The organism is Arthrobacter cryoconiti, assembly GCF_020905375.1.
Classification (GTDB): Bacteria; Actinomycetota; Actinomycetes; order Actinomycetales; family Micrococcaceae; genus Specibacter; species Specibacter cryoconiti.
In genome coordinates this window covers 17,090-30,420 of the sequence record NZ_JAJJBU010000021.1, presented here as the reverse complement: position 1 = coordinate 30,420, position 13,331 = coordinate 17,090, and the positions used below count along the sequence as shown (strand labels likewise).

Sequence of the window (13,331 nt, the reverse complement as noted above, 5' to 3'; positions counted from 1 at the left end):
TTTGCAGCCGGTGGGCATGAATGTCTCCTGCGCCGAGCTCAGCAGCGACGAGAAGAATGCCATCAGTCACCGGGGCAATGCGTTCCGTGCGCTGCTCCCACACATCGTCACGGCGCTTTCCTCAGGTGGCCACCTGAGGTGAGACTGACGGAGCGCGCCGAGACAGACGCTGCGCAGCGTCTGCCTCGGCGCGCTCCGTCAGCCTCGACGCGTGTGCCCGCACTTAGACTTTCTTGCGGGAGAGGAACGCCTTGGCGAGCTCGATGAAGATCGGGATCACGGAGAGCAGAACGATGACGATGAAGATGATGTCCAGGTTCTTCTGCACCCAGGGGAAGCGGTCACCGAGGATGTAGCCCAGGGTGGTGACACCGCCCGCCCACAGGATTGCTCCGATGGCGTTGAAGATGACGAAGTGACGCATATTCATGCGGGCCACCCCGACGATCACCGGGACAAAGGTGCGCACGATCGGTACGAAGCGCGCTAGAACCAGCGCTTTGCCGCCGTGCTTTTCGAAGAACGCATGGGCGTGTTCCACATGGTCCTTTTTGAACAATCGTGAATCTGGCTTGTTGAATATGGCAGGACCAGCCTTGGCGCCGATCACGTAGCCCACTTGGTTGCCTACGAAAGCACACACAATCAGCATGCCCACAAGCAGCCAGATGTTCACTGGCATGTGACCGGTACTTGTCAGCAGTCCCGCTGTGAACAACAGGGAATCGCCGGGAAGAAAAAAGCCCACCAGCAGGCCGGTCTCGGCGAAAATGATGGCGCAGGCGATGATGACCACCCAGAAGCCGATGGCCTCATTACCAAGAATCGTCACTGGGTCTAGCCAGTCGGGGAGGATGCTTAGCATCGGGGCAGGGCCGTGGCCAAGTAGAGCGGGCGCGGCGAAGTCACTCAAAGCAGAAAGTATCACCTTTCAAGATTACGTTACTTCCCCTCGCGCCACCTCCACCTGTGGGCGGATATGAAGAATACAGTTCTATATCGCCATCAGAGGGGGATCGTTCCTTTTTGCGGTCGTCCTCTGGGCTCTGACCCTAACTCGGTGGGTGAGATGAACTCCGGTGCCTGCCAAGCGGTCAGGTGGTATTTCCTTGGACTGGGTATTGAGTCTCTGACCCTGACTTTCCCTTTTCCTCAACGTCTGAGCTTCCTCAAGGTCTAAGCGGAGTCGGCGAAACTTCATCTTTACGCTCCGTGGGATTTTTTGCGGTGCTTGCCGTGGCCCTGGAAGTGGTTCTTGGAACCGTGCAAGAGGCCACTAACGGATGGGGCGCAAGGGAGCATGTTCGCACTCATTTTTGGAGGTGTGGTCTTCGCAATCCTGCGCCGCGTTGCCCCTAAGCTCTGAACCCTTAGCGCTGCACGTCGAGTCGCCGGATGCCTTCTAGCATCCGGCGGTGGAGTAGCCTTGATGCGTGCCTGTGGACTTTACTGCAATTGATTTTGAAACCGCCAACGGATTTAGGGGATCGCCCTGTTCCGTGGGTTTGACGAAGGTTCGCAACGGGGTGATCGTCGATGAAGGTTACTGGTTGATGCGACCGCCAGCCGGGCACGATCACTTCGACTCACGCAATATCACCATCCATGGGATCACGCCCGACGACGTCGTGACCGCCCCACGCTTCAAGGACATCTTTGGCGAGGTACATGAGTTCATTGGTCAGGATGCACTCGTAGCGCACAATGCCGCTTTTGACATTGGCGTAATCCGTTCCGCATCCGAGGTCTCCGGAATGGCAGCCCCAGCCTTTGACTATGCGTGTACGGTGGTGCTCTCCCGTAAGAACTACTCGTTGCCGTCCTACTCGCTGCCATTTGTAGCCGAGGCCGCCGGGGTCCCATTGGTCAACCACCACGATGCCACGGAGGATGCTCGAGCGTGTGCTGGAATCATGGTGGACATTGCCGCGAAGCGAGGTGCCTCCTCGCTGCCAGAGGTGTTCCGGTCAATGAAACTGGCCATGCCGCACATCGACCCCTACAACCCCGCCACTGATCCAATGTCCAAAGCTACTCGCTCTGCTTTGGAGCGGCTTGCGGAGATGAAGGCCGGTGGATTCCCCGTGACGAGCGATACTCGCGGCCATTCCAGCTGGTCTACTGAAGGCCCCAACCCGGTACCTAACGTCTCAGGCGACTCAAGCCATCCTTTATTTGGGGAGACGGTTGTCTTCACGGGGGACCTGGGACTTGGCAGACCCGAGGCGAAGGCTCGTGCGGCGTCGTATGGGGCACAGTGTGCAAGCAACGTGACGCGCAAGACCACCGTGCTAGTAGTCGGCAACGGTTTTACGGCGTCAGATTTGCGCAATGGTCGTCTCACTTCCAAAGCGGCACGCGTGCTAGAGCTTCAACAGCGTGGACAGGGCATCGAGGTCCTCTCGGAGGGCGAATTTATGCAGATGGTGGGCTGATCACGTCGTCGCTCCCAGCCGGTAGCGGCGAACCTCACGCGACATAGAAGGAAACTGACTCTCACCCAGCGGTCAGCCTGATGAATTGTGAACCCAGCTGGCGGATGAGCTGTGGTGCCTCACTCAAAGTCAGCCACGCCGGAGGCAGCGCATCCTCTCCGTAGAACGCACCTAAGATACTTCCGGCAATCGAAGCCGTGGCTTCACTGGCGCCGTCGTGGTTGACGGCTATCCGGACCGCTTGCAAAAAATGGTCTATGGGTGAGGACGCTGCGTTTGCTGTAGCCAAGACGGAAAATATGGCTATGGCCAGAGCTTCCTCGGCTAGATTTCCTTGGCCAAGTACGTCGGTGAGTGACGTGCCACAGAGTGGTTCTGGCGCAGAGCGGGAGCTATCGGAGCGATCTAACGTTGAGAGAGTCAGTGCTGTATCAAGGCGGGCGAGTAGGTCTGGATCTGCGGATGGTTCGACTGCCGCACGGTTCCGGGCTGACTCGGCTGCCTCGCGAAGCCCCATTCCGCCCACTGCCAAGGCATGGATCAGCCAGCTGAGGGTGCCAGCGGACTGTCTGGCAATCGGATGACCGTGCGTCAGTGAGGCTGCATCGGAACTGATTTTGTAGACGGTCTCGGTTGGGATATTGGGCAAGAGCCCGTAGGGTGCGGAGCGCACCAGGGCTCCGCAATCCTTAGACTCTGTATTTACCGGACGAAATACGGTACCCATGGCTCCTGTGCCAAGTCCCGTGAGGCATGCCTTGGCGGGATGACGCTGGTGGTGGAGCACGCTCTGACTATCAATCCAGCGGGCCAGTGGTTCTGGAGCGGATTCGACGAGGACTCCTTGGGTCTTCAACCAGCGCAGGTAGGCCAGCCACTGACAGGCGTTGATGTCAGCGCCAACGCCTTCGTTGGCCCACTCGAGTACCTCCAGCAGACCGTCAACGGTGTAGAGAGTCATCTGGGTACAGTGGGAAAAATGCACGGGAGCGTTGGCCGCGGAGAGATCAAGCAACCCGGCTGGACCGTATTTATTCTTGATGGTGGCAAGGGAATCATGCGTGAGCAGATAGCCAAGGGAATCACCCAATGCCCCACCCATGAGGGTTCCCTGGACGCGGGAGGCGAAGTCGGTCGGGGGTGCATTGAAGGCAGGCTGGCTCGTCATGATTCCAATTTACCGTTCGCTGCGTGGGTAAGCGCTCTCCACGACGGCGTGGGGCAGCACGGTGGCCCCATTAACCCCCGGTAGACTCGTTTCACACCCTAAGTGAAGGAGCCCCATGCATCAGCCAGCTTGGCGTCGCACAGGAAAAACACCTGACTACAGGTTTTCTTTGGCAAACGAGCGTACTTTTCTGGCGTGGGTTCGCACGGCCCTGGCGCTATTGGCCGGAGCTGTCGCGATTGACCAGTTGGCGCCGGAGATCGCTCCCACTGCCGTCCGCATCATCCTTTGCATGGTTTTGGCACTCATTGGGGCGGCTCTAGCCATTGTCAGCTACCGACGGTGGGCCCATCAAGAGCTAGCAATGCGTCACGGAGAGGAACTGCCTCACTCTTGGTTGCTGCTGGGTATGACGGTAGTTGTTTCGCTGGCAGCACTGGTTTTTGCGATTCTGATCCTCACCCGACCCTAGGGTTACTCTGTGACTTCTCCCATAGTTGTGCGTGATCCCGGATTGCAGCCTGAACGCACAGCGCTGTCCTGGCGCCGGACCATCATGAGCGCGATTGCAGCGGACCTTTTCATCTGGCGGGGTTGGGCGCATGCCCTGACCGATGCAAATGCGCGCGGTTCGATGCCAGGGATTCTTCATGCAGGAACTGAAAACCATGTGCTTGGTCTCGGTGTATGTGCCATGGTGGCCTGCCTGACCACCATCGTCTTGGCGGCCTGCGCTGCGTCTCGTATCCGAGTGCTCCGGGCCGGCGTTGGGAGCATGGGGCAGCCGGAGAATCTGGCAGCGTCGGCTCTTACACTACGTACAGCATCGGCCGCTATAGTGGCTTTGGCCATTGCCGCTATCGGTGCCATAGCTCTGGGCTTGTGAGCCTCACGGATATGGATTGACGGTGACGCACGGCATGGATTTCATTGTTCATGTCTTTGCTTCGCGGCTGTGGAACACCCTGTGTGCGTTCTATATCGAGAATTACTGCGCGCCCATTACTACAGAAGGACATTGACCCATCATGACGACACCCGGACCGGCCCTCGCGCGTGAGCTCGAGTACCCACTAAGTACCCGCATCGCCATCGAGGCTCTCGGCAGTTTCTTCATTGTTTTTGCCGGACTTGCGACAGCCTTGTTCAACCCGTCACCGTCTAGCGTGGCCTTCGCCTACGGCCTGGCGCTCTTGGCATCGATGGTCGCCTTCGGCCACATCACGACGGGCTATTTCAACCCTGCCTTTTCACTGGCCATGGCCGTCGCCGGTCGGATCAAATGGCTGCACGCCGTCGCCTTCATTGTGGCTCAGATGATCGGGGCCTTGTTCTCCGCCGTCGTCATTTATGCACTTGTGAAGGTCATCCCTACCGGAGCCGGCGGTGGAATTTCGTCGATCTTTGATTCCTTGGCAAACGGTTATGAGGCGCATTCACCGTCGAAGGTGCCGATGGTCGGTGTGCTCGTCATTGAAGTGGTGGCGATGGCCGTCTTGGTTGCCGTGGTGCTTGGTGCAACGTCAGCCCGCAACAAGACTGTCCTTGCCCCGCTCGCGATTGGTGTGGCATTTGCCGTAGCAGTTACCATCACTTTGCCCGTGAGTAACGGTTCGCTAAACCCGGCCCGTGCCACGGCTGTGGTATTCCTTGCTGATTCTTGGGCTGCGGGCCAGCTGTGGCTGTTCTGGTTGGCGCCGCTATTTGGGGCTGCCATTACCGCCGCGCTTTACCGTACTTTCGCCCCAACGAGTGCTTCCCGCACCTTGGCCGAGGGCTACGAAACCCTGGGGGCCGAGCTTGACGAGGACTCTGAGCCCGCAACCGAGGTTGCCTCGGATTCGCTGGCGGACGACGACGACGCCGGACGCCTGCCTGCCCCGGTCCCGGCAGGTGGCGCCGCAACGCAGACATCAGTGGATGGCACTTCCGCGGGCCAAGAGGCACAGATCCCGGAGACGGTAGTACCGCAGGCCACTCCTGTCGAGAAGAAGAACGACGCGCAAGACTTCTTCGACGGTCCGCGGTAGCAGCACCTGGCCCGCGCGTGATCCCTGCCAACTTTGTCAGTGCGCCAGGATAGCGTTGAACCATGAAGCTCTTGCATACCTCGGATTGGCACTTAGGCAGGTCGTTTCACGGCGTGGGCACGCTGGAGGCGCAGCGGCGTTTCGCTGACCAGTTGTTAGAGACCGTGGTGCAAGAACACGTTGATGTTGTTTTGTTAGCGGGTGACGTTTATGACCGTGCACTGCCCGGGGTTGACGTGGTGAACCTGTTTGATGAAATTTTGGGCCGTCTTAACGTCGCCGGCGTGGCCATCGTCATTACTAGTGGGAACCACGATTCAGCCACAAGACTGGGTTTTGGTGGCAGGCTCTTAGAACGCGCAGGAGTTCACCTGCGCACGCGGATTTCTGACCTTGCCACGCCAGTCTTATTCCCCTTGACACAGGCCCCTGGTGCTAAACAGGTCGCCATTTATGGCATTCCATATCTAGAGCCCCGTCTTGCGGCGGATCAGCTTGGCTTGGAAACCGGTACGCACTTTTCCGTAATGGAAGCCGCCTTGGGGTTGATCACAGCGGATCGTAAAGAGCGTGCGGACGTGGTTGCCGACGTCGTACTTGCCCACACTTTCGCTAGTGGCGGAGTCACATCAGAGAGTGAAAGGGACTTATCCATTGGTGGCGTAGGAGCTATTCCACTGGACATGTTTGACGGGTTCACTTACACCGCGCTGGGGCATCTGCACGGACCTCAGCGATTGAGTGAATCTGTGCGCTATTCCGGCTCACCTTTGGCGTATTCATTTTCTGAGGCCGGTCACCGCAAAGGCGCATGGTTGCTGGATATCACCGAAGACGGGTTGGGAGAGGTACGTAAGATTGATTGGGCTCCGCAGAGGGCGCTGTCCGTTCTGCGTGGCAAGATAGCTGATCTGTTGACGGCGGAAGAGTATGTTCGTCATGAGGAAAACTACTGTCAGATCACCTTGACCGACGATGACCGGGCGGAGCAGGCCATGGAACGGATCCGTGTCCGTTTTCCTTACACTTTAGTGCTGATGTTTGAGCCCGAAAATGCGCGTGAGAGCGACGGCCAGACTTACAGCCAACGTGTGGCGGGGGCCAAAGATGAACTTGAGCTGTGCTGTGGTTTCCTTGATCATGTGCGCCATCGAGGGGCCAACGACGACGAGCAGTTGGTCCTGCGCGAAACGCTGGACCAAGTGCATGCGCAGGAAGCGGCGCTATGAGAATCCACCGATTAGAAATTCAGGCTTTCGGCCCGTTTGCGGGGCGCGAAGTCGTCGACTTCGACGCACTGGGGGCGCAAGGGCTGTTCCTTCTCAATGGTGCCACCGGTGCTGGTAAGACTAGCGTTTTGGATTCAATCGCCTATGCCTTGTACGGGGCCGTGCCGGGTGCGCGACAGGGAGCCGTAAATCGCTTGCGCAGCCACCATGCCGCTGCAGGCGTGGAGCCAGAGGTGATACTGGAATTCAGCGTGGGCACCCGACGCCTGGAGGTCCGGCGCAGTCCGGAGTGGATGCGTCCGCTCAAGCGAGGTACCGGCACCACGCGGGAACCAGCCAAAACTCAATTACGGGAGAAAACAGCTGAGCGTTGGACGGTGAAATCGACCCGCAACGATGAAGCGGCAGCGGAAATTCACGCTCTACTGGGTATGAACATGGCGCAGTTCACGAAGGTGGTGTTACTGGCCCAAGGGGAGTTCGCCGCATTTTTGCAGGCGTCCGCCGATGAACGGTCAGCGCTACTGCAAAAACTCTTTGGCACGGACGTCTACCGAGACCTCGAAATTCGCCTTGCCACTGATTCCCGTGAGGCCACAGCCGCGGTCAGTGCGGGCTTGGCCGAACTTGCTGCGGCGGAGAACCTTGCGCGCAGTCAAGCAGGTGCAGCGCTTGGGCACATGGACGATCTCGCTCAGGATGCCGAGCCTGAGCAAGGTGGTCAGCCTGCACAGGATGCCGACACTGCCAGTCCAAGTGCCGAGGCCGCCAGTCCAAGTGCCGAGGCCGCCAGTCCAAGTGCCGGCAGCGATGACGTGGCAGAAGTTAGCGGTGTGGAGCTTTTTGCCCGCTTGGAGGCTTTACTGCAGGCGGCAGTTGTGCGGGCAGAGGAACGGGCCAAGTATGCTCTGGCCTCTTCGGAGGGCGCGGCTGCGACAGCCAAGGAAGCGGAATTAAGTCAGGAGCGTCATCGTGCCCGGGATGCGGCGCTGACTGAAAAACTCCGACTTGATAAGCTGAAAAAATCGACTCTTGGCTGGCAGCTCCAACTGGACCGCCACCATGAAGCGCAAGTTCTTACTCCTGTGCTGACCGCTGCTAGCAAGGCGGCATCGGAGTACACGGCGGCTACAGCCACCATGTCCAATGCAACACAAGCGTTCTGCGCCAATGATGCCCTGAAGAATCTGATGAGCTCGGTCAACTCGCCGAAATTTTCCGACACGGCACCGGCCTTGGCCGAAGTGCCGGGTATTGAAGCGGAGGAGCTGACGGGAGTCGTAGGGGCCACCTCCGGCAGTCCGGCACGCACCTCAACGAGTGCACTGGACGTTCTTGCGCCCTCCGCGGCACAGCTGGAGGAGGTAGATAGGAAGATCACCACTGGGTTGGCCGAGGTAGCCGCAGCTGTCCCCGATGAACAGCGCTATACGTCTAAAAGCCAGGAAATGGGGCGTGTTGTAAAGGCGCTGGAACGTGCCAAGGAGGATGTGGGTTCGGAAAAGACTGCGGAGGCATCTGCGCGGGCTCAATTGATGGACGTCGCGGCTCAGACGGAGGGTATCCGTTCGGTGGCAGGGAACATCGATCACGCCAAGGAGGGCGAGAACGCGGCAATATTGCTGGTGCACAGCATCCAGGGCTTCTGTGCTCAAAAAATCGTTGTGGCGGAGGCGGAAAAGTCAGTACTGACGGCACGCGAAGGATCCGTTGCGGCAAGGGAGAAATGGCTGGACGCTTTCAACCGCCGTCTTACTCTTGCCGCGGGGGAACTTGCGCGCAAACTCGTTGACGGTGAGCCGTGCAAAGTCTGTGGCAGCCTTGAACACCCGGCACCCTCGGCGTTGGCGGGTGCAAGCAACGATCTCATCGAGGAGGAAGAGAGTGCGAAGACTGCCAGCGAACGCGCTGAAGTCCTTGCGCAGGCTGCAAAATCCATACACGCAGAGGCAAAGAGCGAGCTCGCTGTCCTAGCTGCGCGCGGGGGTGACGGTGTGCTGGAAGAGGCACAAGTCGGCGTCGTACTGGCAAAGCAGGCGCATCAGCGCGCCCAGGAAGCCACGACACGCTTGGTGGCACTAAGCGTTCAAATTAGGACGTTTACCGCGGAAGTAGAGCGAGCCCAGGCCGCTGTTTTGAGTGCCTCGGGCCGCGTGGCGTCGTTGACGGCTACACAAGCGGCATTAGAGGCGGAGATCGCTCAGATAGCGGCGGAATTGCGGGTGGCCCGTGGCGGCTACGACCAGTTGGGGGAGCGTCAAGCGGCGTTGTCGGAAGCGCAAATGCTCACAACAACTCTCTTGGCTAACGTGCGTCGAGAATCGGTGGCGGCCAAAGGCTTGGCCGACGCCGCATCTGCACGGGCTCTTGCGCTGCAAAGCTCCAGCTTTAGCGATGCCCTTGAGGTGAACGCCGCGCTATTGGCGTCTGCAGCGGCAGAGCAGGTGGTGCGCCAGCTGGCGGAGTATGCGCAGGCCGCCGCGGTGAATGCTGACCGCTGCGGTTCTGCGGAAGTAATGGCAGCTAGCCGGGAAGCAGCTCAAGGCAAAGGCGCGCCCACTACGCAGGAAGTGGACCGAGTTAACAAAGAAGCGCAGCGCACAAAAATGATCTCACAGCACTGCATTCTTGAACTGGGAATGACGGAGCAGGCAGCAGCCCAAGTGGCGCACACCAGAGGAGTTTTCCGCTCCGTGGAAGAAAATGTGGCGCCGCTGCGAGATCGCGCACAGTTGCTGCTGGGCTTAGCGGATGCCGTGCGCGGATCAGGGGAGAATCGGTTCAAGATGACGCTGACCAGCTACGTGCTGGCGGCGCGACTTGAACAGGTCGCAGCGGCAGCTTCCCTGCGTTTAGGAACCATGAGCGATGGTCGCTACACGCTCAGTCACACCGACGCCCGCACCGGCGGGAATCGAAAGTCCGGATTGGGGCTGGAAGTCGTGGACCAATGGACGGGTCAACGGCGTGACACTTCCACACTGTCCGGCGGAGAGTCCTTCATGGCGTCTCTGTCGCTGGCCCTGGGACTGGCCGACGTGGTGCAGCACGAATCCGGTGGGCTGGACATTGAAACCCTATTTGTCGACGAGGGCTTTGGCAGCCTTGACGAACAATCACTTGAGCAGGTCATGGACGCCCTGGAGGGCCTGCGCGACGGCGGTCGCGTGGTGGGGCTCGTCAGTCATGTCGCGGAGATGAAACAACGTATTCCCTTGCACTTGAATGTGCACAAGGGCCGCAATGGATCGACCTTGGCGGTGGGGCAGGTGTGAGTGCCCGCTCACAGACGAGATCAGGTCCGGCCCGGTATGATGGAAAGGTATTTGGGTTGAGTGCGTCGGGTGGCTGGGACGGCGCACATCGATTTGTGCTGACCGGATATCAATGACACTTTTACCTTCCCCGGCCCCCGGCGTCCCTGTGGACCCCACAACTGCCTCCAACCTCCCGACGGATCCGCCCAAGGACCCTGGCGCGCAAAAGCAACCGGGACGTTACGGAATGCTGCCGCGGCTAGCTGGAAATTCCTACATCCCTTTGGGGCTTTTTGCTCGCGTCCCACTGGCCATGCTCACCATTGGTGTATTGACGCTGGTGACATCCATGAGCGATTCCTATGCCATCGGCGGTTTTGCCGCTGGGGCAGTGGGTGTGGGTGCTGCCGTTGGTGCGCCCCTGCTGGGATATCTTGCGGATCAACTGGGGCAAAAGCGTGTGCTGCTGGTGGCGGCCGTCGTGAACGCGTTGGCGGTGGCCGGCATCGTGGTGCTGGTTTACAGCTTGAGTAGCTTTGACGGGGGTGCCACGCTGGCCGTGTTGGCTACGACATTCTTTGCCGGTGCCACCTCGCCGCAAGTCGGGCCATTATCTCGAGTGCGATGGATGGCCTTGATCAAAAAGGCTCCCGCGTCCCAACAAGGCCCTTTAGTGGACACGGCGATGTCAATGGAGGGGACCGCAGACGAGGTCACCTTCGTCATGGGCCCGGCATTGGTGGGGCTGCTCGCTTCCTTCGTGGCGCCGTGGTTGCCGCTGGTCTTGGCTGCGTCCATGACGGCGGTCTTGGTTTCACTTTTCGCCATCCATCCCACCCATCATGCCGCCGCTGCCCGTGGCGTAAGCAGTACTACGGCCAATGCCGGATACGTCGCCAAGGAAACCGTCAACTGGTTCAAAGTAGCTTTACCAGTGATGGGCATGCTGCTGATGGGCACCTTTTTCGGTTCCTCGCAGACCGCGCTGACTGCTTTCACAGGCGTCTATGGTTCTGTGGATCAGGGTGGCCTTATGTACGCGATCATGGGTTCCAGTTCCGCGATTGCGGCGTTGTCTGTGGCGTATTGGCCGGCAAAGTTCAAGCATGCGTGGCGTTGGGTGCTGACCTCCACACTTATGAGTCTAGGAGCTGGTGCTTTCTTGCTCCCTGACTCCCTGGGCTCCATGGCGATTGTTCTACTTCTGGTGGGAATCCCTGTTGGACCCACCATGGTCACGATCTTCAGTGTGGGTTCGATGGTGGCGCCGCCACAGTGGATGGGAACGGTGATGACGGCGTTGGCAAGCGGGATTGTGGCAGGGACGGCGCTGGGTGCGTCCATTTCTGGCCAATTGGCTCAAACTCAGGGTTACCATGCCGCGTTCCTTGTGCCGGTTTCGGCAGCGAGTGCTCTAGCGCTTCTGGGGCTTGTGAGCGCTGTGGTCCTGCGCCGCAGGAGGGCGTAGCTACGCTCATTCGATAAGTCAGAAATTTGGAAGTGCTTAACGTCAGGGATTCGATCGAGCTAGAGCTTGAATCGAGCTGGAGCTTGAATCGAGCCAGAGCGGCCGCGCTAGTGTGCGCCGTGGGGGACTGCCCCGCGCGCTGCGTGGATGAAGTCCCGGATGAGCTGTGGATCCTTGACCCCGCGGCTGGACTCCACACCACTGGAGACATCAACGCCACGAGGGAACAAGCTGGTGAGGAGAGCGCTCACATTCGACGACTTTAGTCCGCCGGCCAGCAACCAGAACGTAGGCAGCGCTCCGCTTTTAAGTGTTGCGGCGTCAAAGGTGACGCCTGCTCCGGGTTCGACGGCGTCCAGCAGCACTCGTTCCGCTGCCCAGCCAAGTTTTTCCTGGGGTGACAATGCGTTATAGGCCACCGCTGAGAAAGCCTTTAGAGTTTGAAAACCCTCGCGGTGAAGTCGACGAATATCCGTCAAGGATTCTCCGCCGTGCAATTGAATGGTTGTGAGGGACACCCTGTTTGATATTGCCAGTACGTCATCGATGGGCTGATTGCGAAACACTCCTACGCTCTCTACAGTCTCCGGGACTTCGCCGGCTAGCCGTATGGCACGCTCAACTGTCAACGTTCGGGGGCTGCCGGGGGCAAAGACAAACCCCACGGCCGCAACGCCGGAGTCGACGCAGGCCGCCACGGTTGCGGCAGTCTGCAGCCCGCAAATCTTGATGTATAAATCGGCGCTCGTGACTTCTTTTGGCATTGGGCTAAGCCAAAAATTTGATTGCGGCGTCTTTGAATTCCCGTGAGGTGACAGTGTTTTCATGGGTTCTTCCGGACACCACATGCTGGTGGGCATTCCCACTGAGCTCCGCCAGGAGCCCCATTGTCACAGCTCTCTCATCTTTCTCTCCGGCCACCAGAAGAATGGGCATTTTGGGCACCGCATCCGTTGGGTCAAAAGGCTCCAGCTTAACTGCTTGGATCAGTGCCAGCAGGGCAAAGATGTCATTGGAATCAACCAGCGTCGCCATATTGAGTAGCCAAGCCGTGGAGGCATCGGCAATGGGCGTTCCGTCGTTGAGGAAGTCCTGGGCCGCCACCAGATCAAAGTCGGCAAGAGGGTCTTTGGGGTTGGGTCCTCCCAGTACCATGCGCCGGACAAGTTCTGGCTGTGTGGCGCCAAATTCCCAGGCCAAGCGCGCGCCAAGGGAGTAGCCAATAATGTCAACGCCCGAGCTCGGTATTTCGCTTTTAAGCGGCCGGACTCCCTGGTCGATAAGTACTTGCAGCAGGTCTGCTCTAATTTTTCCCGGCGTATAGGAATCAAGATCATACGGCGATGTGGACTGGCCGTGACCGGGGAGATCTACTGCCAGAACTCTGCGTCCGGCCCGGTTCAGTGCGTTTATCCAGCCGCTTTTGACCCAGTTGAGATCAATGGAGGAGGCAAAGCCATGAATAAGCAAGATCGGCGGAAGACCCAGCGGTGAATCCGGTTCAAACACAACGACGTTCAAGCCGGCATTGGCGCCTTCGATGGTGTGGGAAGCTCCGGGGTCGAGTTGATGACTGTGAGCAGACATGGTCAGGGGCCTTTCCCGCGGTGGCTCGTGCCGCCGTCGTACATCCACAGTAGCGAAAACTGGGGCCAACGGGGAACGGCATGCGCGTAATTGAGCAGATCGCACACAGGACACAATCCACAGCACACGGGCGTTCGCACACGGCCGGCCGCAGAAC

12 protein-coding genes are annotated in these 13,331 nt (G+C 59.1%); 8 read left to right on the top strand and 4 right to left on the bottom strand.

Going from position 1 to position 13,331, the window contains the following annotated elements; translation table 11 throughout:
* Positions 1 to 142: non-canonical purine NTP pyrophosphatase (locus LOH53_RS11190; protein ID WP_230067830.1), on the top strand; the 142-nt coding region annotated here is incomplete at its 5' end.
* Between the two features lie 81 nt (positions 143 to 223).
* Here the strand turns inward: LOH53_RS11190 and LOH53_RS11185 are convergent.
* Entirely contained in the window at positions 224 to 913 is a 690-nt protein-coding gene (locus LOH53_RS11185) for a VTT domain-containing protein (protein ID WP_326832771.1), read from the bottom strand.
* A gap of 520 nt (positions 914 to 1,433) precedes the next feature.
* Here LOH53_RS11185 and LOH53_RS11180 point away from each other — a divergent pair.
* On the top strand, positions 1,434 to 2,435 hold the full coding sequence (locus LOH53_RS11180) for an exonuclease domain-containing protein (RefSeq protein ID WP_230067827.1): 1,002 nt from the start codon (positions 1,434 to 1,436) through the stop codon (positions 2,433 to 2,435).
* A gap of 61 nt (positions 2,436 to 2,496) precedes the next feature.
* On the opposite strand, the gene LOH53_RS11175 is transcribed toward LOH53_RS11180, so the two are convergent.
* Positions 2,497 to 3,603: an ADP-ribosylglycohydrolase family protein gene (locus LOH53_RS11175; RefSeq protein ID WP_230067826.1), complete on the bottom strand. Its 1,107-nt coding sequence runs from the start codon at positions 3,601 to 3,603 to the stop codon at positions 2,497 to 2,499.
* 115 nt (positions 3,604 to 3,718) lie between these two features.
* Here LOH53_RS11175 and LOH53_RS11170 point away from each other — a divergent pair, with 115 nt between their 5' ends.
* The 6 genes from LOH53_RS11170 to LOH53_RS11145 all read left to right on the top strand — a co-directional run bounded on the left by LOH53_RS11170 (position 3,719) and on the right by LOH53_RS11145 (position 11,587).
* The gene (locus LOH53_RS11170; RefSeq protein WP_230067825.1) at positions 3,719 to 4,075 is read left to right on the top strand and encodes a YidH family protein; all 357 of its coding nucleotides are present in this window, start codon (positions 3,719 to 3,721) and stop codon (positions 4,073 to 4,075) included.
* 9 nt (positions 4,076 to 4,084) lie between these two features.
* The gene (locus tag LOH53_RS11165; protein WP_230067824.1) at positions 4,085 to 4,489 is read left to right on the top strand and encodes a DUF202 domain-containing protein; all 405 of its coding nucleotides are present in this window, start codon (positions 4,085 to 4,087) and stop codon (positions 4,487 to 4,489) included.
* A gap of 142 nt (positions 4,490 to 4,631) precedes the next feature.
* Positions 4,632 to 5,633, top strand: coding sequence for an aquaporin (locus tag LOH53_RS11160; RefSeq protein WP_230067823.1), 1,002 nt, complete (start codon positions 4,632 to 4,634; stop codon positions 5,631 to 5,633).
* A 62-nt stretch (positions 5,634 to 5,695) separates the two neighbouring features.
* Positions 5,696 to 6,862: an exonuclease SbcCD subunit D gene (locus LOH53_RS11155; RefSeq protein ID WP_230067822.1), complete on the top strand. Its 1,167-nt coding sequence runs from the start codon at positions 5,696 to 5,698 to the stop codon at positions 6,860 to 6,862.
* Positions 6,859 to 10,137, top strand: coding sequence for an AAA family ATPase (locus LOH53_RS11150; protein ID WP_230067821.1), 3,279 nt, complete (start codon positions 6,859 to 6,861; stop codon positions 10,135 to 10,137). The genes LOH53_RS11155 and LOH53_RS11150 overlap by 4 nt, the downstream gene beginning before the upstream one ends.
* 112 nt (positions 10,138 to 10,249) lie before the next feature.
* The gene (locus LOH53_RS11145; protein ID WP_230067820.1) at positions 10,250 to 11,587 is read left to right on the top strand and encodes an MFS transporter; all 1,338 of its coding nucleotides are present in this window, start codon (positions 10,250 to 10,252) and stop codon (positions 11,585 to 11,587) included.
* 107 nt (positions 11,588 to 11,694) lie between these two features.
* Here the strand turns inward: LOH53_RS11145 and LOH53_RS11140 are convergent, their stop codons facing one another.
* Both LOH53_RS11140 and LOH53_RS11135 read right to left on the bottom strand, forming a co-directional pair.
* Entirely contained in the window at positions 11,695 to 12,351 is a 657-nt protein-coding gene (locus tag LOH53_RS11140) for a phosphoribosylanthranilate isomerase (RefSeq protein ID WP_230067819.1), read from the bottom strand.
* Between the two features lie 4 nt (positions 12,352 to 12,355).
* A complete protein-coding gene (locus LOH53_RS11135; RefSeq protein ID WP_230067818.1) occupies positions 12,356 to 13,174 on the bottom strand; it encodes an alpha/beta fold hydrolase in 819 nt (272 codons plus the stop codon).
* Between the last annotated feature and the right edge of the window lie 157 nt (positions 13,175 to 13,331).